Origin of the sequence: Collinsella aerofaciens (assembly GCF_040915545.1) — a bacterium.
Classification (GTDB): domain Bacteria; phylum Actinomycetota; class Coriobacteriia; order Coriobacteriales; family Coriobacteriaceae; genus Collinsella; species Collinsella aerofaciens_BE.
In genome coordinates this window covers 1-24,732 of record NZ_JBCPDH010000027.1, presented here as the reverse complement: position 1 = coordinate 24,732, position 24,732 = coordinate 1, and the positions used below count along the sequence as shown (strand labels likewise).

Here is a 24,732-nt window from a genome sequence, read left to right as displayed (position 1 = left end):
CTTGCCCGTATCGTAGGCAATGCGCCGAATGCTCGCCATCGAAATTTATCGATGGCCTATTTCAGACTGTAATGGGCTTTTTGCGCCTCAGCTTGGTTCGTTCGCCACGAAATGTGCCTATCTACTACGTTTAACCGATCGCCCTCAACCATGCCAAGTTTCGCGGAATAAAAACCGCAGGTAGACGAGTTGCGCATTTTCGGAAAACCGGGGGATGGTCGACCCATACGGTTCAAACGTAGTAGATAGGCCGTTTTCATGGCGCGGCCCCAAAACAGCCTTTTGGGACGGGTGGTATCCTTGGTAGCCCTGTGCTGCAAACGCACCTTAAACGCAAGGAGTCCCATGGATCTTATCGCCCAGCTTGCCCGCGAGCTCAACCTTAAGGCCGCCAACATCGAGGCGGCCGTCAAGCTCATCGACGAGGGCAACACCATCCCCTTTATCTCGCGCTACCGCAAGGAAGCCACGGGCGGCATGGACGACGTCGCCCTGCGCGCACTCGACGACCGCCTGTCCTACCTGCGCAATCTTGAACAGCGTAAAGAGGACGTCATTCTGCTCATCGACGCCCAGGGCAAGCTCACGCCCGAGCTCGAGCAGCAGATTCGCGAGGCCACGCAGCTCCAGCGTGTCGAGGACCTCTACAAGCCCTACCGCAAAAAGCGCATGACTCGCGCGCAGAAGGCCCGCGAAGCCGGCCTGGAGCCGCTCGCCAACATGATCATCATGCAGGCCTCGGCCAAGGGCAGTGCGCTCGACGCCGCCGCAGCATACGTCAATGAGGAGGCCGGCTTCGACACGCCCGAAAAGGCGCTCGCCGGCGCGGCGGACATCGTGGCCGAGACGGTGGCCGAGGACCCCGAGAACGTCGCCGACCTGCGTGCCTTTACGCAAAACACCGCAGACATCGTCGTCGAGGCCACCGACCCCACCGAGAAGACCCCCTACGAGCCGTACTACAGCTATGATGAGCCGCTGCGCCGTATACCCAACCACCGCGTGCTGGCTATCGACCGCGGTGAGCGCGAGGGCAAGCTCCGCGTGCGCGTGAACGTCGACGGCGCCGCCGCCACGGCACGCCTCGGCAGCCGTTGGCCCCGACGCCAGGGCGTCTTCGCGCCCGTCTTTGACGCCGCCATCGCCGACGGCTACAAGCGCCTCATGGCCCCCTCGCTGGAGCGCGAGGCCCGCGCCAAACTCACCGTCCGTGCGCAGACCGAGGCCATCAATGTCTTTGCCAAGAATCTCGAGGGCCTGCTCTCGGCACGCCCCGTGCGCGGCGCCCGCGTGCTCGCGCTCGATCCGGGCTACCGCACCGGCTGCAAGGTCGCCGTCATGGACGAGACCGGCAAGCTGCTCGACCACGGCGTGGTCTATCCCACCAAGCCGCGCCACGACGTCGCCGGCACCAAGCGCGAGCTCGCCCGCCTCGTCAAAAAGGACAGCGTCAACACCATCGTCATCGGCAACGGCACCGCCAGCCGCGAGACCGAGGAAGTCGTCTCGGAGTTCATCGCCGAGCAGGCGCCTGAGCTGCGATACACCATCGTCAACGAGGCCGGCGCATCGGTGTACTCCGCCTCCGAGCTCGCCAGCCAGGAGTATCCCGATCTAGACGTCACCGTGCGTGGCGCCATGAGCCTGGGCCGTCGCCTGCAAGACCCGCTGGCAGAGCTCGTCAAGATTCCGCCCCAGTCCATCGGCGTTGGCCAGTACCAACACGACCTTGACCAGGCCGAGCTCTCGCGCACTCTGGGCCACGTGGTGGAGGACGTCGTCAACCGCGTAGGCGTCGACGTCAACACCGCAAGCGCGAGCCTGCTGGGATACGTATCGGGCATCACGCCGAGCGTGGCCAAGAATATCGTGGCCTACCGCGAGGAAAACGGTGCCTTTACCGATCGCCGCCAGCTTAAGAAGGTCCCCAAACTGGGACCCAAGGCATATCTCAACGCCGCGGGCTTCCTGCGCATCAGCGGTGGCAAGAACCCACTCGACGCGACAAGCGTCCACCCCGAGAGCTACGAGGTAGCCACGGCCGTCCTGGAGCGCGCAGGCGTTAAAGCCAGTGAGCTCAGCCGCGGCGGCGTACCCGACATCGAGCGCCGCCTGGGCAGCATCTCGGCGCTGGCAAGCGACCTGGACTGCGGCACCCTCACGCTCATCGACATTGTCAACGAGCTCAAGAAGCCCGGTCGCGACCCGCGCGACGACGCGCCCGAGGTGGTCTTTAGCCGCTCAGCACTTTCCATCGACGACCTGGAGTCCGGCATGGAGCTCAAGGGCACAGTGCGCAACGTCGTCGACTTTGGCGCCTTCGTCGACGTGGGCGTGCACCAGGACGGCCTCGTGCACATCTCCAAACTGGCCAACCGCTTCGTCAAGCACCCCAGCGACGTGGTGCGCGTCGGTGACACGGTCAAGGTGTGGGTCGAGAAGGTCGATCGCGACCGCAAAAAGATCTCGCTCACCATGGTACAGGGCAAGTAAACCGCCAAAGCAAAGGTACCCCCCTGTAGCGATGTGCAAAATCGCGAGTATTCTGCAAATTCCACCGTTCCGGATGCCTCTCAGAGACGAAAAAGCAAAAAACAGCCCCCGTTTTAGCGTAGTCAGAGCCAAAACGGGGGCTGTTCCATGCTTCGGTTAACTGATAAAGACCTTTACCTTGCTGAATACTCTCAATTTTGCACGGCGCAGGCGGGGGTACCTTTGCCCACGGCAGGATATAGAAGCCAAGCGCCAACTTGCTGGCAAGCTCGTGTCGGCGGCCCCGGCCGTTCCTTTGCCTAGCGCGACCCTCGCGAAGCGCGTGAGCGATAGGGAAAGGAAAGGCCGGGGCGAACAGCCCGCGGCGCAGCCAGTGTTCGCGTTACGGCAGAATATGGAAGCCCAAAGCGGCGATATCCTTGGCAAAGCCGCGGACGGTGTCGAGCGAAACATCATACGGGTCACGGCCGATGTTCTTGCGCTTGGCCAGGATGCTGTTGGGCACCGTGATGATCTGGCAACCGCAGGCTTCGGCCTGGTAAATGTTGATGAGCTCACGCGTGGACGCCCACAGGACCTCGCAGTTGGGCTTGGCGGCGGCCTTCTTGACCGACTCCGTCATAAACGGAATGGGGTCGACGCCGGTGTCGGCGATACGGCCGGCAAAGAGCGAGATGATGGACGGCGTCTCGGCGTCAACGGCCTCGACCATCTCGTCGACCTGCTCGGGCGTAAAGATGGTGGTGACGTTGACCTTGATGCCATCGGCCGAAAGCTTGCGGACCAGCTCGGCGGTGGACTCGCCCTTGGTGGTCACGCACGGAATCTTGACGTAGACGTTGTCGGCCCAGGTAGCGATCTCGCGAGCCTCGACCTCCATGGTCTCGACGTCATCGGCAAAGACCTCAAACGAGACGGACACATCGGTGATGTGGGTCAGGACCTCCTTGGCAAACGCGCGGTAGTCCGTCACGCCGCCCTTCTTCATAAGGGACGGGTTGGTCGTGAAACCCTGAACGTTGCCGTTCTCGTACATGTCGAGCATGCCCTCGAGGTTTGCACCGTCAGCGAACACCTTGATTGCCATCTGCCTGATTCCTTTCGTTTGCATGCGGCCGATAAACTGCTAAACACTTTACCTATGTTTATCAGGGCGTGAGCTGCGGGTTTTTATCTTCTCGGCGAACGGTATAAACACCTCAGTGTTTGGATTGATAAATCGATTGAGCATGCAAAAGCAAAGAGTCACAGTTTGAGCAAACGTCAGAACGCGGGATTCATTAGATGAGGCCGAAATGCTGCATCGCTGTGACGGTGCCGTCGTGTGCGACATCGTCGGTCACGTAGTCGGCGACCGCCTTGACCTCGGGCATGGCGTTGCCCATGGCGACAGCCGTCTCGACCGCAGCGAGCATGCCCAGGTCGTTACCCGAATCGCCGAAGCCAAAGGTGCGCGCGTTGCCGGTGCGACCCAGGTATTCCAGCGCTCGCGCCACGCCCACGCCCTTGTCGATGCCCTTGGGGCTCAGCTCGCGATTTGCTTGCTGGGCTCACTTGGAAAAGCGGCGGTAAACGCATCTCCCGGTCAATCCGGCACCGCCGAAGCGAACCCCACACACGCCCTCCGGCAAGCGGCACGCGCCCGTCAACGCAAAGGTCCGGCGGGACGCACCTAGCATCCCGCCGGACCGTCACTCGTCCAGGAGGCCGCCGCGACGAGCCCCTAGATCTTCGCAAGCTCCTCGGAGATGACGCGGCAGACGTCCTCAGCCTGAGGCATCACGCCGTACATCTCGAAGAAGCCGTGGTCGCAGCCGCGATAGCGAATCGCGGTGACGTCAACGCCCGCATCCTGCAGCCTCTTCGCGAATAGCTCGTCCTGATAGCGCAGGTAGTCATACTCGGAAGAGATGATGACCGTGCGGGGGAACGCGCTCACGTCCTCCGCGAACAGGGCAGACACCCTCGGGTCGAGCATCTCCTCCGCATTGCCGTTGGTATACATCATTGGCAGGTCGTCGTTGGCGTTGCGGATGCGATCCACCCTGCTCAGAGCCTCGGCCCTCTGGTCGTTCACGATCTCATAGAGGTCATAGGACCATTCCTCCGGAACAGGGCCGCCGTCGACGAGCGGATACAGCTCGGCCACGAGCTGTATCCTGTCCGCATGGGACCCGTCGAGGACGACGGCATTGGTCAGGCTTCCGCCCGCGGAGTCGCCAGCCACGGCGACCCGCGTCGCGTCGACACCCAGCTCATCCGCATGCTCGACAAGCCAGTCGAGCGTCTTCACGCAGTCCTCGACACCACCGGGGAACATCGTCTCGGGAGACAGGCGGTACTCCGGGTAGATCGCGACGCAGCCCGTTCGCTCAGCGATGTCGCGCAGGCAGTTCTCGTACTGGCCAATGTTGCCCACCATGAAGCCGCCGCCGTGGATGAACACGAGCGCGGCGGAGCCGCTCTCGTGGCCCTCGGGCGTGAAGACGTGCAGGGGAATGCCCCTGTCGCCAAAGTTCATGACGACGGTCTTCTTGGCGACGTTCGAGCCCCTCACGACATGGGTCTCCTTGTTGGGAGCGGAACGCCACGCGATCACGTCCACCGGCCCCGCCGGCGCCGGGCCGGCGGCGAGCTTCACATGGGCGCGCGCGTAGACGCGCGGATCGAGCACGTGCTCGCGCTCGTCTCCCGGCACGGGCTTCAGCAGGAGCTTCAGCCCGTTGGGCTCCACGACCTCCCTAGATCCACGCTCAAGCACTTCAAGCTCGGAAGTGGGGTACTTCCTCTCCTCGGTGCCCATGGCTAGCCGATCTTCAGCTCGTCAAGCTTGGCGTCAAGCTTGGCCATCTCATCGGCGGAAAGCTCCCACTCGAACGTCTCGCAGTTCTGAATCGCGTGGGCGTCCGTGCGCACGCCAACGAGCGCGGTGCCCACGTACTCCTTCTGGGTGCTCCAGTTCACGGCGACCTGTGCCACGGGCTTGTCATGAGCCTCGGCGATCTCGTCCATGACCTTGAGCAGCTCCTGGACGCGCGAGAACTTGGGCTCCTGGAAGTAGTCGTAGAAGCCGCCGCGAACATCGCCCTCCCCGAACTTCGGCAGCTCGCGGAACTTGCCCGACAGGATGCCCGCGCCAAGGGAGCCATAGGTGAAGGAGTCGATGCCACGCTCGTAACCCCACTTGATGAGGTCCTCGGAGGAGCGGTCGACCATGGAATAGGGCGGCTGTTGGACGTCGATCTGGGCGACCTTCTCGCACTCCTCGATCATCTCGGTCGTGAAGTTGGAGACGCCGATGTGGCGAATCTTGCCCTGCTCCTTGAGGAGCTGGAGGGCGCACATCGTCTCGGAGAACGGGGTCTTGGCGTCGGGCCAGTGCACGAAGTAGAAGTCGATGTAGTCGGTGCGGAGGTTGCGCAGCGAGCTCTCGACCTCCCTCATGATGTTCTTGAACGAAGAGTCGCGGTCATAGCCGGCGGCGCTGGTGATCAGGCCAACCTTGGTCGAGAGCAGGTAGCTCTCTCTGTCGACGCCCCTGAGCGCGTTGCCGACGACCTTCTCGGACGTGCCGTTGCCGTAGCACGGCGCGGTGTCGATGAGGTTGACGCCGTGATCGAGCATGGTGCGGATGGCGGACATGCTGGCGGCGTCATCGTTCTCACCAAAGGAGTCGCCGCCGATCGCCCAGGTGCCCACAGCGAGCTGGGAGACGTCGACATCGGAGTTCTTGAGGTGCGTGTAGCGCATATTCTCTCCTTCTAATGGGGCGGCACGCGTCGAATGTCCTCGATCGCGTGCCGCCGGGAATTGCCTTGAACAGGCTTCGGATGATCCTGAAACCGCCTTACACGATGCCCACGAGGCCGAGGACGAGCGCCAGAACCATGATGCCGACCAGGATGATGTTGACGTTCACGTTCTTCTTGCGCAGGAGCCAGAGGACGACGAGCGTAAGTCCCAGGGGCACGATGCCCTTGAAGATCGAGTCGAGGTAGGTCTGGATCATGACGGGGTCAGAGTCCTGAACCGGAATGGACAGGATCGTGTTGAATTGGACGTTCGCCGCAGTCATGGCACCGATCATCACGAGGCCAACCGTGGAGGTCGCCTTGGTGATGAGCTTCATGAGACCACCCTCGTACATCTCGGAGATGAAGTTGGTGCCCATACTGAAGCCGAGGTAGGTCATGAAGTATCGGCAGAGGATCGACGGGATGTTGTAGATCAGCAGGAACATGATCGCGCCGAGGGGCGAGCCGCTCATGGCGAGGTTGATGCCAATGCCGGCGGCGATGACACGCAGGACGCCCCAGAAGATTGCGTCACCGATACCGGACATCGGGCCCATCAGGGAAACCTTGATGCCGTCGATGGACTCGGTGTCGAAGTCTTCGTGCTGCGAGTTCTCCCTCTCCATGGAGGCGACGAGGCCCATGGCGAACGTGCCGACGTTCTGGGTAATGTTGTACCAAGTCGTGTGACGCTTCATGGCTTCGGCACGGGCCTCGGGGTCATCGGCGTAGTAGCGGTTAAGCGCGGGCTGGACGGAGTACAGCCAGCCGTCGGCGCCAGCCTTGACGGAACCGCCAGCGCAGGAGGCGAACACGGAGAAGGAGCGCAGGAAAATGCTGTTGAGCATCTTCTTGTCTTCAGGGCTCACATTCTTGGTCAGGTTGCTCATGCGAAGAAATCCTCCTCGTCGCTGGTTACAGAGTCGTTGGAAACGGCCTGGGTGGCCAAGCCCTTCTTGGTGAGATCGAAAATCTCCTTGTCGCGGAGGGCGGAGGCAACCGCGATGATGACGCCGAGAACCGCGATGGCGATCATCGGGAGGCCGAGGTACTGGTAGAGCGTGAAGCCCAGGAAGAAGTAGATGCTGAGCTCGGTGCTCCACAGCATCTGGAGCAGGAGCGCCATACCAACGGCGGGCAGGAGGGCGCCCACGGCGTTGAGGCCGCTCATGACATTGGCCGGAATCTGGTTGACGATGGCGGCAACGGGCTCAGCGCCAAGGTAAACGCCGAGGAAGGCGATGAGGCCAAAGGCGGCGTACTTAACGAACCAGAGAACGAAGTGCTGAAGCGCGAGGCCCTTCTCGTTGCCCTCGGCGGCCATCTTGTCAAAGGTGGCGGCGAAGAACGCGAGGAACACGTTGTTCATGAAGATCGAGAGGAACGCGGTGACGACGCCAACGGGAACGGCCAGCGTGATGGCGGCGCCTTGGTCGATGCCGGCACCAACGGTGAAGGCGACGGCGAGGGCGGTCGCGGTAACGGGCTCGGCGGAGATGGCGCCACCGATGTTAACCGCGCCCATGAAGATCGCCTCGAGAGAGGCACCGATGATGACACCGGTCTTGACGTCGCCCATCAGGAGGCCCGCAACGAGACCTACCACGAGAGGACGCTCGATCATGCACTGACCGAGAACCCAGTTGCCGCCGTAGCAAATCAGCACGGTCAACCAGGCCATTATTGCTAACCCAATCATCTGACTTCCTTTCTTTCATTTCATTTGGCCGCTTGGCCAAATCCCCTTATTTCCCCGCCGCCTCAATCAGACTCTTGAGAGGAGTCTTGGGATTGGACGGGATAAGCTGATGGAAAACCGGAATACCCTGCTCGCAAAGCTCCTTCGCGGCCTCGAGCTCATCCGGGTTGAGCATGATCGTGGAGTTGAGGGCGACCTTGCTATCCGGATCGGACTTGTCGAAGCGGCCGACATTGGCAACGTTCACGCCCTCGATCTTGCCCGGTGCGCCTTTAACGAGCTCAAGCACGTCACGCACGCAGTTGGTGAGCGCGAAGATGCGCATGGAGTCCGCACGCGGATCGTTCGCGATGCGGCAAGCATCCGGAACATCCTTGACGAGAAGCTTCTGGCCCGCCGGCGTACCCATGGAAAGCGTCATGCGAAGGGCATCGCTCTCCACGGCGTGCTTGTTGGCGACGATGATCCTGGTGGTGTTGAGCTCCTTGGTCCACACCAGGGCGACCTGTCCGTGAATCAGACGGTCATCGACTCGAACCTGAACAATCATTGTTTCCTCTCTCCCTGCTTGTTAGTGCTCTCTAATCGAAGAAGTCTCCGTCGGACCCCTCATTGTCCGCGGCCTTGCTCGGAGGCTCGACGACCTGCATCGTCGCCCTCGCCAACTCGACGCTCTGCTTGATCGAATCTGCCGTGACCGGCTCGGCGCCGAGGAGCGTCTCGATCACGAGGCCGAGGTTCATACCGGTGACGTGGACGATCCCGCGCTTCTCCGGCTCCATGAGGACGACCTTCTGGAAGACGGAGCCACCGTAGATGTCGGTGAAGATGACGGCCTCGTCCTCAGGGTCCACCGAGTCAATAAAGGCCTGGATGCGAGGGGTGAAATCGGAGTCGTCCACGTAGCAGTCAACTGCTTCCACCATGTCCGCCATGCCGGTCAGGATCTCGATCGAGCTCCTGATTCCGCTTGCGAGGTGGCCGTGCGACGCGACAAGAACTTTCTTCATCGAGTCTCTCCTAGAGCGAATAGTGGTTAGGGTTCAGAAGCTGGATCTTGCTGGCGACGAACGCGCGCATGTCAGGGGCGGCGTCCATCAGGAGGCCAATGCCGTTGCCGTCGTTCTTGCCGGAGTTGATGTCTTTCTCGAAGGCGCGGTACATGGAGCGGAAGTACTCCGTGGCGATGTTGAACTTGCTCATGCCGAGGTTCACGGCCTCCTGGAGCTGCTCGTCGGGGATGTCGGAGCATCCGTGCATGACGAGGGGGACGCTGACGGCCTCCCTGCAGGCCTTGATGCGCTCCATGTCGAGGTTCGGGACCTTGACGTAGGGGCCGTGGGCGTTGCCAACGGCGATAGCGAGCGAACCGCAGCCGGTGCCCTCGACGAACTCCTCGGCGAGGTTCGGGTCGGTATAGTGGTCGCTGTTCACGAAGTCGTTGGCGTCGGAGCCGTTGCCGACGTGGCCGAGCTCGGCCTCGATGTCAACGTCGAAGATCTTGGCGACCTGGACGACGTCCTTCGTGAGCTGGAAGTTCTCCTCATAGGGAAGCGAGGAGCCGTCGACCATGACGGAGGGGAAACCGGCCTTGACGCCCTTGACGGCGATCTCGTAACCAGCGGAGTGATCCTGGTGGACGGCGACGGGCACGCTCGCGCGCTCGGCGTAATAGCGGGCGGCGAAGGCGATGATGTCGAGGGCACAGTGGTCCTCAAAGCCGGGCCAGTACTGGATGATGATAGGCATGTGCTCATCCTCGGCGGCCTGGATCGCATAACGGATGGTCTCCGTGTTGATAACGTTGATCGCGGGCACGCCATAGTGGTGCTCGGTCGCATGTTGAAGAAGCTCGTTGACCTTGATGAGAGACATCTTTGTCTTCCTTTCACTTGGATAACCATTGGATTGGACAGTTCTCAGCTCGTCAGCTGGTTGAACACGAAGAGAAACGCGAGGCAGCAGGCACTTGCAAAGCGCGGTGGAGCCTATGCGGCCGACTGGCCCTCAGACTGTGGCACCGCGCTTCGACGCCACAGTACGTACGTCACAAGAGCAACGACCGCAGCAATCGTTGAAGCGAGAGCGAAGGCCAGAAAACCCGCGTGCGTGCCGAGCACGTCGCACGCCCAACCGCCAAACAGGTTCGCAACCACGACGGACAGACCGCTCTGGACCATCGCGAAGGCGCTCTGACCTCGAGCGCGACAATCCTCGTAGGTATGGTTGGCAATATAGGTAACGCAGGAGTAGTAGACGGTCATGTAACTCACGCTCTGCAGCAGCTGGCCGCAGATCATGACCGGGACTACACCGGTGCCCACGAGCACGAGCCTGAGCGCCGCCATGAAACAGGAAAAGATCAGGAGGTTCATCTCGCCGAAGCGCCTGACCAGCTTGGAGGAGATAAGCAGGATGGGGATCTCACTCGCAGCGGAAACCGCGCTCAGGACGCCCACGAGGTTCTGACCCTCGCCAAGCTCGACCGCGTAGCGGCCCAAAAACGCCCCGATGAAGCCAATCGCGGCTGAGCTGATGAAGGCGAAGACCAAGACGAAGGCGATCTCGTTGCTGGTGAACAGCGAGAGGAGGCCCTTTCCGTGGGAGACCTTGGAATCGTCCGCGGCATTGGCGCGAACCCCCGCCTCGGGGAGGCGCCACATGTGAACCGCGAAGGCCACCAGCGCAGCGGAGACCACCACGAACTGGATTTGAGGAGCCACGTCAAGCAACCTACCGACGATCAGGACAACGATGGCGTAGCCGATGGTGCCACCCATACGTATGCGAGAAAAGTCCAGGCCAGAGCGATCCGCGAGCTCGATGACGAGGGAGTCGCTCAGGGGCAGGAGCCCCGAGAAGAACGCCGAGAACGCAAAAGTCACGAGAAGGACCGGGACGAACGTCGACGCCAGGTAATACAGCGGAGCGAGTGCCGCCGCCGCAAGGCAGAGGGCCACGATGACCGCTCGGCGGCGCCCGAGCTTGTCGGCGATCGTCGACCAGAGCGGCTGGATGGCGAGCGCACACACCGGGGTCGCCGCGAGGAGGATGCCGGTCTCGGCCGCGCTGAGGCCGAGGCTCGTGTAGTGAGCGGAGAGGAACGGCGAGTACACGCCCGCGCAGACCCAGTAGAGGACGTTCGCGAAGAACAGCGAAGTCATGCTTGCGTTTGTCCTGGCGTTGTGCATCGTGCTTCTCCCTTCTTGCTCGCCGGGTGCCTGTCTGGGCTTCGAAGTGATTCGCCATCTAGCGTGAAACGAAGTTGTGAGGCGTTGGAACAATGTTCTGTTGTTTCATCGTTTTCGTGCCGTTGTTTCACGGCTCATAAGATAGCAGCTCAAGATGAGATTGCGCCGGGGAAGCACCGATTTACCGCGAACGGTAGGAAATCAGCGGTGAAACGCTATTTCACCGCTTATGAAACATTTTGCTTTATTTTCACCTCTCTTGACCTAAGATACAAAGCAAACTAGGGCCAAGGAGTAACCATGGATAAGACAGGGGATGTGCTCAGCCACATCTGCGCAGTCATGAGCAGCCTATCCCCCTCGGAGAAGGCAATCGCAACGTATGTGCTCGACCACCCGTCGGACGTCGCAACGATGACCGTCCGCGAACTCGCCGCAGAAACCGGTACGTCACCGGCGTCTGTTTCGAGGTTCGCAAGGACGCTTGACTACCGAACCTATTCGGACATGCGTCTGGCGCTCGGCATATCCATCAGCAGGGCCTCCGGCGAGGAAAAGGCCACGGGCGGCAAGGTTACTCTGGACGACGTCGAGGGCTCCATTAAGTACGTCCTGTCTCACAAGGTCAAGGAGCTCTCCCAAACCGCCTCGCTCATTGACTCCGATGACTTTTCGGCAGTCGTCAATCTGCTCCACAACGCCAACCTCGTCCTGATTGCGGGCGTCGGCAACTCGATTAGCATGGGCGTAAACGCGGCGTTCAAGCTCTCACAGGTTGGAGTCAGGGCGTTTTGCCCCAGTACCACCGATGCCATGGTCTCCGCCGCAACCAGCCTCAAGGAGAATGACATCCTGCTCGTCATTTCGACGTCCGGATACTCGAAGCGCCTCGTCAACATATTCGACTCTGCCGAGGATTCGAACACCCCCATCATCATGATCACAGACAACCCAGATACGCCGCTCGCGAAGCGTGCCACGTATATCATCCGAGCCATCTCGCGAGATCAGGCCATCACCGGAACCGAGGTCGCCTTCTCGCACAGCTCGATCAACTTCGTCATCGAGCTGCTGTTCCTCTTCCTGACCTCTTGCTGGGATGACCCGGTAGAGTTTAACAGGATCATCTCGAAGAATCTCTTGGGAGACAGGCAATACAGCTAGGACGACGCACACCGGCGCACCGACGCCCAGACCGAAACGGGAGGACCCCTTGATAAAGCTCATCCTCGCAGACATGGACGGGACCCTGCTGCCGTTTGGCTCAAGGGTCGTATCGGAGCGCACGCACAGCGCGATTCTTTCGGCGCTTGATGCGGACATCGCGTTCGGCCCCGCAAGCGGCCGCGACTACGCCGACCTGGCCGATGCCTTTGACGGCGACGCGCGCTGTTTCTCGACCGGCATCATGGCCAACGGAAAGAAGGTCTTCTCCAGCGGCGAACTCGTGTTCAAAAAGACGCTCTCGACGGAGGCCCTCGTCAAGCTCGATAGCGCCGTACGCCCCTACGCGGGGACGTCACTCTGGCTAGTCGCCGATGTCGATGAGACAGGCAAACGCTGCGAGCAGTTCCTCTGCGCCGTCGAGCCTGGCGACGAATTCGCCCTGGAAATCGTTAAGGACTCCGGAAGAGACATGGCGCTCGGAGACGTGCCCACGAACCGTGACGTCATCACCGCCGGCATCTTCGTCAACGTCAGCTCCGCCCCGACGGAAGTCGTTCGGAGTCGATGCAAGGAAGCCTGCCCAGAGCTTGATTTCCCCTCGCCCGTCCCATTCTTCCTCGATGTTGTTCCGGCTGGCTGGAGCAAGGTAAACGGACTCGACGCGCTTCTCGGCAGCCTTGGGGTCACGCTGGACGAGGTCGCTTTTATCGGAGACTCGGAAAACGACGTGACGCTCCTCGAAAAGGTGCCGAACTCCTACGCAGTCGCGGGCGCGATGCCAGAGGCGAAGGCCGCGGCCCATCACCTGATCGGGGACGCAGCCGAGGACTCCGTCGCGAAGCTCATCGAACAGATTGTCCAGCAGCGAGGCTAGGGTTCCGCCAGCGTGGCATGCGCCGCGTGCCTCGTCATCCGTTCGTGGCGCGCTACCTCGTAACGATCCAGAGCGTGGCCATCGTCGCGACGCCGATGCCTACGATGAGCGCGGCCCACAGGACGCGGACCACGAGGTTCATGTCGCCCGCCACCACCATGTCGTTCGCGTGCCAGAACCAGCTCTCGTTTCCCTTGCGCATGATGCTCTCCCCTAGCCTCGATTACGCCATCTATGGCCGAGCAATCGCAGGTCACGTGCCATGGATTTGCCCTACGCCCAGCTTTCAGTTCCGTAAGGCGGCGGGAGCCTGTGCGAGGCCCCGAGTCCTGAGGCTGTTGCAATGAAAATGGGAATCAAGGAGCACGCATCAATCATATGGGTTCCTTTCGAGGATAAGGGCAAACGAAGCATCCATCATATAATGGAGCGACGCAACCAGAGAGGTCACCCATGGAATTTTATGCAAGCTGCCCCGAGGGCTTTGAGTCCGCACTCGCCGACGAGCTTAAACGGCTCGGACTTTCGCATGTCCGCCGCCTGAAGGGCCGCGCTACGTTTGAGGGCGAGCTCGAAGAAGGCTACCGCGCCTGTCTGTGGTCGCGCCTGGCCAGCCGCGCGTTTGTGGTGCTTGGGCGCTTTGAGGCGCAGGATGCCGATGAGTTGTACGACGGCGTTTACGACATCGCCTGGGAGAATATCGTCCGCCCCGGCGCCACCATCGCCATCACCGCCCGCGGCGTGACCGAGCAGCTGCGCAACACGCGCTTCTCGGCTCTGCGCGCCAAGGACGCGCTGTGCGATCGCCTGGCCGAGGCCACGGGTCGCCGCGCCGACGTCGATGCCGCCGATCCCGACGTTCACCTGCTGCTTTCGCTGCGTCAGCGCCGCGCGAGCATCAGCCTGGACCTTTCGGGCGACCCGCTGTTCAAGCGTCTGCCGCCCGCGGCGACCCGCGCCGGCGAGGGCGCACACGTGCTACGCCCCGACTACGCCGCCCTGGTGTTGGCGCAGATCGGCTGGACCGCGCTGTGCGAGCGCGAGCTGACGGCCGACGACTACGAGAACGAGGCTCTGCCCACGTTGATCGACGCCTCGTGCGCCGGCGGCGGCCTGCTGCTGGAAGCCGTGAATATCCTAAACGACCGCGCTCCGGGCGCCGCCCGCGAGCGCTGGGGCTTTGAGGGCTGGCAGCTACATGACGCTGCCCTGTGGGAGCAGCTGCTTGCCGAGGCACGCGAGCGCGAGGCGGCAGCACGAGAGCGCCAGGCGCGCATCGTTGCCGTAGATGTTGACCCCGCCGCACGCAAGACCGCTGAGCGCATGGTTACGTGTGCCGGCTACAAGCGCTTTGTCGATTTTTGCGCCGCCAAGTCCGCCACCGTACTGAACCACGCGGGCGCCGTCGCCGGTGCCGCCGTGGTCGCGGATACGACCGAGACCCCGCTTTCGCTCATGCACGACGCCATGACGCTGGTCGGCGAGCTGCACCGCGCGCCCGAGCTTACCGCCGCACCGGTCGCCGCGCTCACCCGCGACGGATTGCTGGCCCGCGCGCTCCATGCCGAGCCCGCGCGCTCCATCGCCGTCATGCCCAATAACGAGGAGGCGACCGTCGAAGTCTGGCCTTCGCTCGACCACGCCGCCGCGGCATTTGAGGCTGCGACCAACGCAGATGCCGAGGAGCAGACCGCAAATGCCCAAGACGAAGCCGCCGACACCCCCATGCCCGAGCCCGCCGCCACGCTCGACCTAGGCGACGGCAAGCCGCTGCCCGTGCTCATCCCCGAGTCGGAGCAGTTCGCCAACCGCCTGCGCAAGAACGCCCGCCTGCGTCGCAAGTGGGCGAAGCGCGAGGGAGTGAGCTGCTACCGCGTCTACGATGCCGACCTGCCCGACTACTCCGCCGCCATCGATCTGTACGAGGGTTGCCCGCAGACGCCGGGCCGCTGGCTCGTCATCGCCGAATACGCCGCGCCCAAGACCATCGACCCCGCGCTGGCCCAGGCCCGCATGCTCGACATCTTGGCCATCGCGCCGCGCATCCTAGATGTTCCGGCCGAGCACGTGCACGCCAAGGCCCGCATGCGTTCGCGCGGCGGCTCGCAGTACGGCAAGCAGGGCGCTGGCAAGGGCGGCTCGGGAGAGCGCGCCAACATCGCGCGCCGTCGCCTCCCGCTTATCGAAGAGGGCGGCCTTACCTTTGCCGTCAACTTTGACGACTACCTGGATGTAGGCATCTTCCTGGACCACCGCGTCACCCGCAACCTGGTGCGCGAGCACGCCAAGCAGGCGCGCCGCTTCCTCAACCTGTTCGCCTACACCGGCACCGCCACCTGCTATGCGGCAGACGGAGGCGTCGAGGAGACCGTAACGGTCGACCTTTCCAACACCTACCTGGACTGGGCCGAGCGCAACATGCGCCAGAACGGCTTTGTGGGTCCGCAGCATCACTTTGTGCGCGACGACGTGCTCGCCTGGATTCGCGACCAGCGCCAGACGCGCAACCGCTGGGACCTGATCTTTGTCGACCCGCCCACGTTTTCGAACTCGTCCAAGATGGGCCGCCGTACCTGGGATGTCCAGCGCGACCATGTTGAGCTTTTGGCCGGCGTATCGCGCCTGCTCGCACAGGGCGGGCACGCCATCTTTAGCTGCAACCTGCGCGGCTTCCGCCCCGAGGCGCGCAAGCTCGCACGCGCGGGCGTCGTGCTACAGGACATAACGGCGCAGACCATCCCCGAGGATTTCGCGCGCAACCAGAAAGTGCACCACTGCTATATCGTGCGCCGTCTGCCCATCGAGGACGCCATGGCCGAAGTCGGCTTTAGCGCCGAGGAAATTGCCGAGCGCGTCGAGGAACTGCGCAACCCCGAGGCGCGCAAGCCTCGCGCGGCTGCACCCGCGCACGCGCAGACCGGCAACGGCAAGTCCAACTTTGCCGGCAAGCCCTCCCCCGCCGGCAAACCCAAAAAGAAAAAGTTCTACGCCAGCAAACCTAAGGGCAAATAACAAAGTTGCGGTGGAATAGTTCCTAAAAAGCCTGGTAAAGGCCCAAACAGGAACTATTTCACCGCAACTCATAGTGGGATGGCGGATGCCGGCCTATCCCTGGGTGACCAATCGGTAACCGATACCCACATGCGTCTGGATATAGCGCGGATGCGCGGGGTCGGACTCGATCTTCTTACGCAGCGTGCCCATAAAGACACGCAGGCTCGCCAGATCGCTCTTAGTTGCCGTACCCCAAATCTCGTGCAAGATAAACTGGTGCGTGAGCACCTTGTCGGCGTTATGGGCCAACAGGCACAGCAACTTGTACTCGATCGGCGTCAGGTGCAACTCCTCACCATCCATCGTGGCGATGCCAGCATCAAAATCGATATGCAGCTCACCGGTATCGAACGAGCCCTCGGACGCACCCATGCCAATCTGCGCATACGAGAGGCGCCTGAGCGTCGTGCGAATACGCGCGAGCAGCTCCTCGACCGAAAACGGCTTGGTCAGATAGTCGTCGGCGCCGGCATCGAGCGCGCGAATCTTGTCCGCGTCCTCGCTGCGCGCCGAGACCACGATGATCGGCATGCCCGACCATGCGCGCACCGATTCCACCACCTTGACGCCGTCCATATCGGGCAGGCCCAGATCGAGCAGCACAATGCTCGGTGCCTGCGATGAGGCGGCGGCGATGGCGGCATGGGCGGTCTCCACAGCCATATGGCGCAAGCCGTGCGCCTCGAGCGCGGCAACGATAAGATTGCGGACGGCGGGGTCGTCCTCAACGACCAAGATGAGCGGTTTTACGGCAGAGTTCGGCACAGCGCTACTCCTTATCAAACGAAACGTCGGCGGCGGGAAGTTCAATCGTAAAGACCGAACCGTGCGGGTCCGCCGCGGCAACCTCTATGCTACCGCCATGCGCCAACGCAATGGAACGGCAGAGCGAAAGACCCAGGCCAACGCTGCGGTGGCTGTCGGCCAGACCATGGTTGGCGGTATAGAACGACTCGAAGATCCGTTCGCGATCCTCGGGTGCGATGCCCGGACCATCATCGGCCACCGAGCACGCCACGCGTCCATCGTCGACGCTAATCGAAATCATGATATGCGAGCCCGCGGGCGTATAGGTGATGGCGTTGTTCACCAGATTGACCACCAGCTGCACCATCAGGCGCGCATCGACATTGACGAGCGCCGGCTCATCGCACGCCACCACCTTAAGGTCGTGCTCGCGCACGGCCGGATTTACGTGGCGCAGCGCCTCCTCGACGATATCGTCCATGAGCTCGAGCGTGGTCGACAGGCGCATACCGCCACCCTCGAGCTTGGTGATGGCAAGCAGATTCTCGACGGTGGCGTTGAGCCACAGCGCATCCGAGCGAATGGATAGAAGCAGGCCGCGGCGCGTCTGGGCATCGAGCACTGCAGTGCCGGTCGAGCCCTGGTCGAGCAGCACGTCGGCATTACCCGAAATACTGGTGAGCGGCGTGCGCAGGTCGTGCGAGATGGAGCGCAGCAGGTTGGCGCGCAGCTGCTCATTTTTGGCAAGCACCGCCGCCTCCTCGCGGGCCTCCATGGCGCGGGCGCGATCGAGCGCCAGCTCGCCTTCGCTCACGATAGCATCGGCAAGTGTCCGCTCCTCGTGCGTCAGCACGTCGGGCTCGGCAACGATAGCCAGCACGCCCACCACCGAGGCGGGGTCGCCCGAGCGCGCGAAGCCGTCGCCTGTGCGAACCGTCAGGTAGATGCCATAAAACGCCGAGCCGCCAAACGTGGCGTCGAGCGGCGTTCCCACATAGGCGGACGCCGAGAGCCGCGGTGGCATCTGCGGCGCCAGCTCGTGCACCGGCGCGGCATCGCCCACGGCCGTGTAAGTCGCGCGCGGCAGCAGGTCATCGCCCTCGGCGTCGGCGCTGTACCACACGACCGGACAGCCCGAAAGACGCGCCAGCTGCGTGGCCATGGCGTGAACGATCTGCTGCTCGTCGGCGCAGCGCTGCAACATGCGATTGGTCTCGAGCACCATATGCGTGCGGCGGTCGCTGGCGGCAGCCTGTGCCAAAGCGCGACGCAGGGCCAAGGCAATCGAGCTCGACACAAGCGAGACCACAAACATGATGAAGAACATGCCGGGATAGCCGCGGTCGATAAACGACAGCAAGTAGCGCGGGTAGACAAACAAGAAGTTGTAGAGCGCCACGGCGGCAGCCGAGCTCAGCAAGCAATACAGGCGACTGCAGGTAAAGAATGCGCACAGCTGAACGGCGAACACATAGACGATCATGATGCTCGGCGCGAGACCCGGATGGTCGAGCAGCGCGCCCACAATCGTCGCCGCGACCAGCAGCCCCACCGATACGCAGGCGTCATACAGAGGAGTGCGGCGCGTCAGCGTTGTGCGCCGCCACCAAAAGCTATCGGCAATATCGCCGTCCGTACGGACGTCCATCAGCGTTCCGCCCCTCTCTCAAAAACAAAAACCACCACAAAGGGGACAGGCACCTTTGTGGTGGTTTCCCCTTGTGGTGGTTCCAAGTGTATAGCCTTTACAGCCTGCGGTCGCTAGACAAACAGCACGTGCGCGAGCAGGGCACACACGCACACCGCTCCAAATACCAGTGCCACGATCGAAATCACGCGGTCGGCCATGTCCATGTTGGCCCGATTCGTAAAGAACCGATCTTCGGCAGCATCGGCGCGTACCTCACGCACCAGCTCGGTCGCAAGATCGCAACCGTCAAGCACCTTTGCATCCATGGTTTCCTCCCAGGACTCAATCCCCGTCAATACAAGCCCGCCCGTTCGCAGACAAACCTCGAGCGTCGACTACGGCCGCTCGTTGGGGGCCAGGCGCTGCATCTTGTTCACGGCCTTGAACTTGGTGAACAGCGGCACGTACTCAAAGCTCACGTTGGAGTTCTCCAGGCCGTACCAGCGTGCAGGCGTGCCGGCGGCGCGGCGGATGATGTACTTGAGCGTGATGGCCGTACGCTCGCTCGGCTCCACATCGCTTTCGGGCGCCAGAAGCTTACGGATCAGGACGAACTTGAACGTACCGATGTTGCCCGGATCCTTGTAGACCGAGTAGTCATGCGTCTGCGCAGGCAGTTCGCCGGTGGCAGCCAGGTCCTGAACGACCTGACGCAGGTAGGCATTGACGCGCTGGTTGATCTTGTAGCCCAGGTACAGATGCACGCGGAACACGTAGTCGGTGCCGAACGTCTCGACCGAATAGGCAAAGGTATGCGGCTCGTCCATGGTCTCGACATTCACGAACCACCAGGCGCGAGCGCGCTTGGGATGCTTGTCCAAAATCGAGTAGACGATGTCGCGGTCGATGTAGTCGGTATGGGTGTCCTTGGTCAGGTACACGACGTTGTCGCTCATGCGCTCGTAACGGTCGTCGTCGCGCAGGCGCTTGAGCTGCGGCAGGTAGCTACGCAGCGGCAGCAGTGTAAACTGGCGCTGCTCGACCGCCGTGCCGTTGTACCAGCACACCATAATGCCCATGATGAGTGCAGCCATGAGGATGGTGAAGTAGCCGCCGTGGAAGAACTTGGTGAGCGAGCTCACGAAGAAGAAGCCTTCGAGCAAAAGGAAGAAGGCCGCGAAGATCCACGGAGCAACCTTGAGCTTGCGCTCCTCGTGCAGGTAGAAGAAGAGCAGCAGCGTGGTGCACATCATAGTCAGCGTAATGGCAAGGCCGTAGGCGGCTTCCATATGCGCCGAGTTCTGGAACAGCAGCACCACGATGACGCAGCCGACAAGCATGACGTTGTTGACCATGGGGATGTAGAGCTGGCCCTTGGTCTCGGCAGGGTAGAAGACCTGCATGTGCGGCATGAGGTCCAGACGGCTGGCCTCGGACACCAGCGAGAATGCGCCGGTGATAAGCGCCTGCGAGGCAATGATGGCCGCGACGGTGGAAAGGCCGACGGCAAACGGGCGCAGGCCCGGGGCGAGCATCTGGTAGAACGGGTTGAGATCGGCAATGCCCATGAGCTCGGGGTTGGCAGCGTTGTTCATAAGCCAAGCGCCCTGGCCCATATAGGACAGCAGCAGGCAGCACTTAACGAACGGCCAGGTAGCGTAGATATTGCCGCGGCCGACGTGGCCCATGTCGGAGTAGAGCGCCTCGGCACCGGTGGTGGCGAGGAAGCAGCTGCCCAGAATCATGATGCCCGCGTGGTTGTTGGGGCTCAACAAAAAAGCGATGCCGCGGAGCGGGTTGAGGCACAGCAGCACGGCGGGGTGCTGTAAGACAAAGAACAGACCCGTGCCGCCCAAGAACAGGAACCACAGCGTCATGATGGGGCCAAAGGCGTGACCGATCTTGGCCGTACCGATGCGCTGTACCAAGAAGAGCACGATGATGATGGCGAGCGTAATGGCGACGACGCGGCCCTGGTCATCGCCCAGCACGGCATGAACCGCCGGGATAGTGCGCAGGCCCTCGATGGCCGTGGTAACGGTAACGGCCGGCGTCAGGATGCCGTCGGCGAGCAACGCGGCGCCACCCAGCATGGCGGGGATGATAAGCCACTTGCCGCAACGCTTGACCAGGCTGTACAGGGCAAAGATGCCGCCCTCGCCATGGTTATCGGCGCGCAGCGAGATGAGCACATACTTGATGGTGGTCAGCAGCGTGACCGTCCACACGACAAGGGAGAGCGCGCCGAGCACGAACTCCTCCGTGACGCTTCCGATACCGCCGTTGCCGGCAACGAGCGCCTTGGTTACATACATAGGGCTGGTGCCGATATCGCCGTACACCACGCCCAGCGTGACGAGCATCGCCGAGATGCTCACAGGAATCGCAGCGTGCGAGGCTGCCTCCTTGGCCTTTTGTTCCATAAGCCGGTTTCCTCCCAACTTTAATGTTCGAAGGGATTATAGGTAATCGGCCCATGTTTTAATGCACTGTTTTCCCAGCTAGATAAAGATTTATACAGTCTTTAGGCCACCGCGGCGATATGAAGTGTGACAAAGGGACTATCCCCTTGTCACATTCGTCATTTTCCGAGCCAGTTTTTGAACCACCACTCCATGGAGCGGCTCATCTCGGCCATAAAGGGGCTCGTGTGCTTGCGGGTGTAGATATCCACGACGCGCTCCCCCACCTCGCGGGCGTGCGGGCGAAACATCGCATCCATCTCGGCCACCTGCGCGTCCATGGTCGCAGCATCGGCGCGGCAGTAGCGCTCCTCGTGCACCAGGTTCACCACGGGGTGCGCGATTGCCGGGCGCTCCTTACGGGGCGTGCCGATGATGAGCATCGACAGCGGCATGGTATAGGGCGGCAGATCGAGCAGCGCGGCAACTTCCTCGGCGTTCTCGACGATGTCGCCGATATAGCAGCTCCCCAGCCCCAGGGCCTCGGCGGCAACCACGGCGTTTTGCGCGGCGATCACGGCATCCTGAGCCGCGATGGCAAAGTCGCCCAGACCCGGCGCGCGGCGGGGCGCCTTGCCCGTACGCTCTACAAACTCGGGCTCAAAGCAGCCCACGTGCTCAAACAGATCGATCCACTTGGCATAGTCGACCACAAATATAAGTACCCAGGGCGCCTTGGCGATCATGGGCTGGTGGTCGCACAGGTCGGCCAGGCGGTCGAGCGTTGCCTGCTCGCGGATGCTCACGATGGAATACATCATCATGGCGCCCGCCGACGGCGCGCGGCTCGCCGCATGCAAGATCGCCGCCCGCTGCTCGTCGGTCACCGCCACGGGACGGTCGTCGTCATCACGCGCGAAGGCACGCGTGGACGAGCGGTGTTCCAAGATGTCCAGCGCCGCGTTGCCCGTAGTCTCGACCGGATAGCCGCCCGCGTCCACGCCCACAGCTCCGCCGCAGTACTCGGTGCCCGTCATACAAACCTGCTCGCCCATAGCTCTATCCTCGCTAATTCTTTAAGAAGCCTTTACGTTTCCGTGTAATTCCCGTCCATTATCGCGCAGGCCGCCACTACATTGCGCCACACCGCCGCACGTGCGCGTTAATATGGCTGGTTGTTGTGCGCAGCCACCAATTGCAGCGCATATCTTGGTAACAATCGGGTAAACCCCCGCTTTCGTACGTTTTAGTTTGTGAGGAGTCTCAGCATGTTCGCTGCCGCCATCTCGCTCGTCGGTCTTGCGGCGACCGTCTACCTTGTCTTGCGCGAGGCCAAGGCCATTCGCGCTCAGTCGGGCACCGTTGCCAAAAGCGCTCTTGGGTGGAGCGTCGTCTTCGGCCTGTTCCAGGTCTTTTTGACTATTTGGGGCGCCATTGGCCTCGTCGCCCAAAACGAGCCGCTCGCCTTTGTGATGCTCATCCTGACCAACGCCATCCTCACCGGATGCGCCTGGGCCAGCATCGCCCGCGATCGCATCGCCCCGCGCGTCTTTGCGTTCGCCAAGCCCGACGCCCCCGCCCCCACCGGCAAGCTCGCCCGCCTGCGCGGCGCCTTTGTGGGCAAACCACTCGTCGCCGCCGTCCTGTGCCTGCTGCTCGCCGGCGTCTTTGCGCTGCTGGGCATGGAGGTCTCGTCCAACCACGACTTTACCTGGGTCTACCCCCTGTGCATCCTGCTCGAGTGGGCCATCATCACCGTGCTCATGATCGGCTTGTTCTTCCTGTTCCAGCGCCACGGCGCAGCTCCCGCGGTCCTGGCCTTTGCCCTCTTTGTCCTGGGCATTGCCGAGTTCTTCGTCATCACGTTTAAATCCATGCCCATCCAGCCGGGCGACCTTTCGGCCATCTCCACCGCCGCCGCGGTCGCCGGCACCGGCTACACCTTCTCCATCTCGCTGTTCTGTGTGCTGTCCATGGGCTTTACCGCCATCGCCATGCTGCTGTGCGAGTACGCCGGCCTGGTGGCACCGCACCGTCAGAAGGGTGCCGCCAACGCCAAGCGCATGCTGCTCACCAACCTGCTCGTGGCAGTGCTGTGCCTGGGCGGCGTAACCGCGCATGTCACGCTCATCGACTACTACAACACCCTCGGCATCACCGTCTACACCTGGCGCCCGCTCGAGAGCTACTGGCGCGAGGGCTACCTGCCCGCCTTTATTAGTGCGGCGCAGTCCATCAAGCCGCCCAAACCCGCCGACTACTCCGTCGACGATGCCAAGGCCACGCTCAAAAAGTACGCCAAGGCCTACGACAAGTCCGACGCGGCCAAGAGCGACGAGCGCGCCGCCGCAAAGGAGCAGTTCGACAGCGAGAAGCCCACGGTCATCGCCATCATGAACGAGACCTTCTCAGACCTTTCGATCTACCAGAACATGCGCGCCGGCTACGAGGGCCCGCAGTACTTTAAGAACCTGTCCAACTGCCTCAGCCGCGGCAAGCTCTATGTGAGCGCCTACGGCGGCGGTACCGCCAATACCGAGTTTGAGTTTATGACCGGCAACTCCATGGCCAACCTGGGCTCGGGCGTGTACCCCTACACCATCTACAACATGGAGACGACCGGGAACCTGGCAGAACAGTTCAAATCGCTCGGCTATTCCACCACGGCCATGCACCCCAACCACGCGACCAACTGGAACCGCGAGAACGTCTACAAGGACTTTGGCTTTGACCAGTTCCTGTCTATCAATGACTTCCAGGGAGCCGACACCCTGCGCGGCATGGTGACCGACCAGGCTACCTACGACAAGATTCTTGAGCTGCTCGACCAGAACGCCGATCCGCAGTTTATCTTCGACGTGACCATGCAGAACCACTCGGGCTACGATACGGGCCTGCTGCCGGTCGACAAGCAGATGCACCTGAATATCGACACGACCGATTTGGACGCCAAGACCGTCGAGGACGGCACGCTCTCCGATGTCGACGAGTATGTCTCGTGCATCGAGCAGTCCGACCAGGCGCTGCGCTACTTCCTCAACGCCCTGAGCAAGCTCGACCGTAAGGTGGTCGTGGTGTTCTGGGGCGACCACCAGCCGTTCTTCCCGTCCAAGTTCAATGACAAGTGGTTTACCGGCGAAGACGATGCTACGCATCAGGAGCGCCTGTGGCAGACCGACTACATCATCTGGGCCAACTACGACGTTGCCGGCTGCGACCAGACGAGCGAGACCGACGACCTGTCCACCAACTACCTGTCCACCCAGCTGATGCAGCTGATCGGCGCCCCGCTGACCGACTACCAGAAAGCGCACATGACGCTGCGTAAGTCGCTGCCCGCCATCAACTCGGTGGGCTACGAGGACGCCAGCCTGCGCTGGGCGCTCTCCTCCAACGTCACCGGTGACGACGCCGCTGCCGCAGCCGCAACCAAGGCGCGCGAGGATTACGCCAAGATGCAGTACTACGAGATGTTCCGCGACGGCAAGAACGTGTATACCGAGCACTTCCAGACCGAGGCCAACGAGACCGACCCCAACCTGGCGCCGGGCACGACCAAGATCAAGTAACGGCGCGTCTTAACTGGTTCGTCTGCCCGGCGGCGCGGAACGTAAGGTTCATCGCGAGTTCCGCACGAGCCGGAGAGCACTTAATGTGCTCTCCGTGCGAGCAGGACTGTCC

21 protein-coding genes are annotated in these 24,732 nt (G+C 62.1%); 5 read left to right on the top strand and 16 right to left on the bottom strand.

Features of this window, described 5'->3' with window-relative positions:
- The first annotated feature begins 345 nt into the window (after positions 1 to 345).
- Positions 346 to 2,493, top strand: coding sequence for a Tex family protein (locus AB5202_RS08205; RefSeq protein ID WP_368144251.1), 2,148 nt, complete (start codon positions 346 to 348; stop codon positions 2,491 to 2,493).
- Between the two features lie 382 nt (positions 2,494 to 2,875).
- Here the strand turns inward: AB5202_RS08205 and AB5202_RS08200 are convergent, their stop codons facing one another.
- The 10 genes from AB5202_RS08200 to AB5202_RS08155 all read right to left on the bottom strand — a co-directional run bounded on the left by AB5202_RS08200 (position 2,876) and on the right by AB5202_RS08155 (position 11,177).
- Positions 2,876 to 3,580, bottom strand: a complete 705-nt coding sequence (locus AB5202_RS08200) for a transaldolase (RefSeq protein ID WP_368144252.1) — start codon at positions 3,578 to 3,580, stop codon at positions 2,876 to 2,878.
- Between the two features lie 193 nt (positions 3,581 to 3,773).
- On the bottom strand, positions 3,774 to 4,022 hold the full coding sequence (locus AB5202_RS08195; protein ID WP_368144266.1) for an HAD family hydrolase: 249 nt from the start codon (positions 4,020 to 4,022) through the stop codon (positions 3,774 to 3,776).
- 194 nt (positions 4,023 to 4,216) lie between these two features.
- Positions 4,217 to 5,296 carry an alpha/beta hydrolase gene (locus tag AB5202_RS08190; RefSeq protein WP_347492149.1) on the bottom strand — a complete coding sequence of 360 codons (1,080 nt, stop codon included), beginning with the start codon at positions 5,294 to 5,296 and terminating at the stop codon, positions 4,217 to 4,219.
- A gap of 2 nt (positions 5,297 to 5,298) precedes the next feature.
- Positions 5,299 to 6,243: an aldo/keto reductase gene (locus AB5202_RS08185; protein WP_347492150.1), complete on the bottom strand. Its 945-nt coding sequence runs from the start codon at positions 6,241 to 6,243 to the stop codon at positions 5,299 to 5,301.
- Positions 6,244 to 6,340: 97 nt separating this feature from the next.
- On the bottom strand, positions 6,341 to 7,177 hold the full coding sequence (locus AB5202_RS08180; protein WP_347492151.1) for a PTS system mannose/fructose/sorbose family transporter subunit IID: 837 nt from the start codon (positions 7,175 to 7,177) through the stop codon (positions 6,341 to 6,343).
- Positions 7,174 to 7,986, bottom strand: a complete 813-nt coding sequence (locus tag AB5202_RS08175) for a PTS mannose/fructose/sorbose/N-acetylgalactosamine transporter subunit IIC (protein WP_347492152.1) — start codon at positions 7,984 to 7,986, stop codon at positions 7,174 to 7,176. Before AB5202_RS08175 ends, AB5202_RS08180 begins: the two co-directional genes overlap by 4 nt.
- A gap of 46 nt (positions 7,987 to 8,032) precedes the next feature.
- The gene (locus AB5202_RS08170) at positions 8,033 to 8,536 is read right to left on the bottom strand and encodes a PTS sugar transporter subunit IIB (protein WP_117635575.1); all 504 of its coding nucleotides are present in this window, start codon (positions 8,534 to 8,536) and stop codon (positions 8,033 to 8,035) included.
- Positions 8,537 to 8,567: 31 nt separating this feature from the next.
- A complete protein-coding gene (locus AB5202_RS08165; protein ID WP_347492154.1) occupies positions 8,568 to 8,996 on the bottom strand; it encodes a PTS sugar transporter subunit IIA in 429 nt (142 codons plus the stop codon).
- A gap of 10 nt (positions 8,997 to 9,006) precedes the next feature.
- On the bottom strand, positions 9,007 to 9,861 hold the full coding sequence (locus AB5202_RS08160; protein WP_368144255.1) for a class II fructose-bisphosphate aldolase: 855 nt from the start codon (positions 9,859 to 9,861) through the stop codon (positions 9,007 to 9,009).
- 113 nt (positions 9,862 to 9,974) lie between these two features.
- Positions 9,975 to 11,177: an MFS transporter gene (locus AB5202_RS08155; protein WP_368147509.1), complete on the bottom strand. Its 1,203-nt coding sequence runs from the start codon at positions 11,175 to 11,177 to the stop codon at positions 9,975 to 9,977.
- A 300-nt stretch (positions 11,178 to 11,477) separates the two neighbouring features.
- Here AB5202_RS08155 and AB5202_RS08150 point away from each other — a divergent pair, with 300 nt between their 5' ends.
- Positions 11,478 to 12,341, top strand: a complete 864-nt coding sequence (locus tag AB5202_RS08150; protein ID WP_117716352.1) for a MurR/RpiR family transcriptional regulator — start codon at positions 11,478 to 11,480, stop codon at positions 12,339 to 12,341.
- 49 nt (positions 12,342 to 12,390) lie between these two features.
- On the top strand, positions 12,391 to 13,218 hold the full coding sequence (locus tag AB5202_RS08145; RefSeq protein ID WP_346969360.1) for an HAD hydrolase family protein: 828 nt from the start codon (positions 12,391 to 12,393) through the stop codon (positions 13,216 to 13,218).
- 52 nt (positions 13,219 to 13,270) lie between these two features.
- Here AB5202_RS08145 and AB5202_RS08140 read toward each other — a convergent pair whose 3' ends face one another.
- Positions 13,271 to 13,420 (bottom strand): hypothetical protein, encoded by a 150-nt coding sequence (locus tag AB5202_RS08140; RefSeq protein WP_346969361.1) that lies wholly within the window; start codon positions 13,418 to 13,420, stop codon positions 13,271 to 13,273.
- Positions 13,421 to 13,671: 251 nt separating this feature from the next.
- Here AB5202_RS08140 and rlmKL point away from each other — a divergent pair, with 251 nt between their 5' ends.
- A complete protein-coding gene (gene rlmKL, locus AB5202_RS08135) occupies positions 13,672 to 16,230 on the top strand; it encodes a bifunctional 23S rRNA (guanine(2069)-N(7))-methyltransferase RlmK/23S rRNA (guanine(2445)-N(2))-methyltransferase RlmL (RefSeq protein WP_368144259.1) in 2,559 nt (852 codons plus the stop codon).
- Positions 16,231 to 16,323: 93 nt separating this feature from the next.
- On the opposite strand, the gene AB5202_RS08130 is transcribed toward rlmKL, so the two are convergent.
- The 5 genes from AB5202_RS08130 to AB5202_RS08110 all read right to left on the bottom strand — a co-directional run bounded on the left by AB5202_RS08130 (position 16,324) and on the right by AB5202_RS08110 (position 22,106).
- Positions 16,324 to 17,037 carry a response regulator gene (locus tag AB5202_RS08130; RefSeq protein ID WP_152078705.1) on the bottom strand — a complete coding sequence of 238 codons (714 nt, stop codon included), beginning with the start codon at positions 17,035 to 17,037 and terminating at the stop codon, positions 16,324 to 16,326.
- 4 nt (positions 17,038 to 17,041) lie between these two features.
- Positions 17,042 to 18,667, bottom strand: a complete 1,626-nt coding sequence (locus AB5202_RS08125) for an ATP-binding protein (RefSeq protein ID WP_368144261.1) — start codon at positions 18,665 to 18,667, stop codon at positions 17,042 to 17,044.
- 113 nt (positions 18,668 to 18,780) lie between these two features.
- Positions 18,781 to 18,975 (bottom strand): hypothetical protein, encoded by a 195-nt coding sequence (locus AB5202_RS08120; protein ID WP_368144262.1) that lies wholly within the window; start codon positions 18,973 to 18,975, stop codon positions 18,781 to 18,783.
- A gap of 69 nt (positions 18,976 to 19,044) precedes the next feature.
- The gene (locus AB5202_RS08115; protein WP_349091429.1) at positions 19,045 to 21,072 is read right to left on the bottom strand and encodes a KUP/HAK/KT family potassium transporter; all 2,028 of its coding nucleotides are present in this window, start codon (positions 21,070 to 21,072) and stop codon (positions 19,045 to 19,047) included.
- A 158-nt stretch (positions 21,073 to 21,230) separates the two neighbouring features.
- On the bottom strand, positions 21,231 to 22,106 hold the full coding sequence (locus tag AB5202_RS08110) for a nitroreductase family protein (protein WP_368144263.1): 876 nt from the start codon (positions 22,104 to 22,106) through the stop codon (positions 21,231 to 21,233).
- A gap of 213 nt (positions 22,107 to 22,319) precedes the next feature.
- On the opposite strand from AB5202_RS08110, the gene AB5202_RS08105 reads away from it, so the two are divergent.
- A complete protein-coding gene (locus AB5202_RS08105) occupies positions 22,320 to 24,620 on the top strand; it encodes an LTA synthase family protein (protein WP_368144264.1) in 2,301 nt (766 codons plus the stop codon).
- The last annotated feature ends 112 nt before the right edge of the window (positions 24,621 to 24,732 follow it).

Coding starts and splice junctions, on each gene's coding strand:
- AB5202_RS08155 (WP_368147509.1), bottom strand. CDS start 11,177: ATGCACAACGCCAGGACAAACGCAAGCATGACTTCGCTGTTCTTCGCG.
- AB5202_RS08205 (WP_368144251.1), top strand. CDS start 346: ATGGATCTTATCGCCCAGCTTGCCCGCGAGCTCAACCTTAAGGCCGCC.
- AB5202_RS08185 (WP_347492150.1), bottom strand. CDS start 6,243: ATGCGCTACACGCACCTCAAGAACTCCGATGTCGACGTCTCCCAGCTC.
- AB5202_RS08110 (WP_368144263.1), bottom strand. CDS start 22,106: ATGGGCGAGCAGGTTTGTATGACGGGCACCGAGTACTGCGGCGGAGCT.
- AB5202_RS08165 (WP_347492154.1), bottom strand. CDS start 8,996: ATGAAGAAAGTTCTTGTCGCGTCGCACGGCCACCTCGCAAGCGGAATC.
- AB5202_RS08170 (WP_117635575.1), bottom strand. CDS start 8,536: ATGATTGTTCAGGTTCGAGTCGATGACCGTCTGATTCACGGACAGGTC.
- rlmKL (WP_368144259.1), top strand. CDS start 13,672: ATGGAATTTTATGCAAGCTGCCCCGAGGGCTTTGAGTCCGCACTCGCC.
- AB5202_RS08115 (WP_349091429.1), bottom strand. CDS start 21,072: ATGGAACAAAAGGCCAAGGAGGCAGCCTCGCACGCTGCGATTCCTGTG.
- AB5202_RS08180 (WP_347492151.1), bottom strand. CDS start 7,177: ATGAGCAACCTGACCAAGAATGTGAGCCCTGAAGACAAGAAGATGCTC.
- AB5202_RS08150 (WP_117716352.1), top strand. CDS start 11,478: ATGGATAAGACAGGGGATGTGCTCAGCCACATCTGCGCAGTCATGAGC.
- AB5202_RS08190 (WP_347492149.1), bottom strand. CDS start 5,296: ATGGGCACCGAGGAGAGGAAGTACCCCACTTCCGAGCTTGAAGTGCTT.
- AB5202_RS08125 (WP_368144261.1), bottom strand. CDS start 18,667: ATGGACGTCCGTACGGACGGCGATATTGCCGATAGCTTTTGGTGGCGG.
- AB5202_RS08200 (WP_368144252.1), bottom strand. CDS start 3,580: ATGGCAATCAAGGTGTTCGCTGACGGTGCAAACCTCGAGGGCATGCTC.
- AB5202_RS08120 (WP_368144262.1), bottom strand. CDS start 18,975: ATGGATGCAAAGGTGCTTGACGGTTGCGATCTTGCGACCGAGCTGGTG.
- AB5202_RS08140 (WP_346969361.1), bottom strand. CDS start 13,420: ATGCGCAAGGGAAACGAGAGCTGGTTCTGGCACGCGAACGACATGGTG.
- AB5202_RS08105 (WP_368144264.1), top strand. CDS start 22,320: ATGTTCGCTGCCGCCATCTCGCTCGTCGGTCTTGCGGCGACCGTCTAC.
- AB5202_RS08175 (WP_347492152.1), bottom strand. CDS start 7,986: ATGATTGGGTTAGCAATAATGGCCTGGTTGACCGTGCTGATTTGCTAC.
- AB5202_RS08160 (WP_368144255.1), bottom strand. CDS start 9,861: ATGTCTCTCATCAAGGTCAACGAGCTTCTTCAACATGCGACCGAGCAC.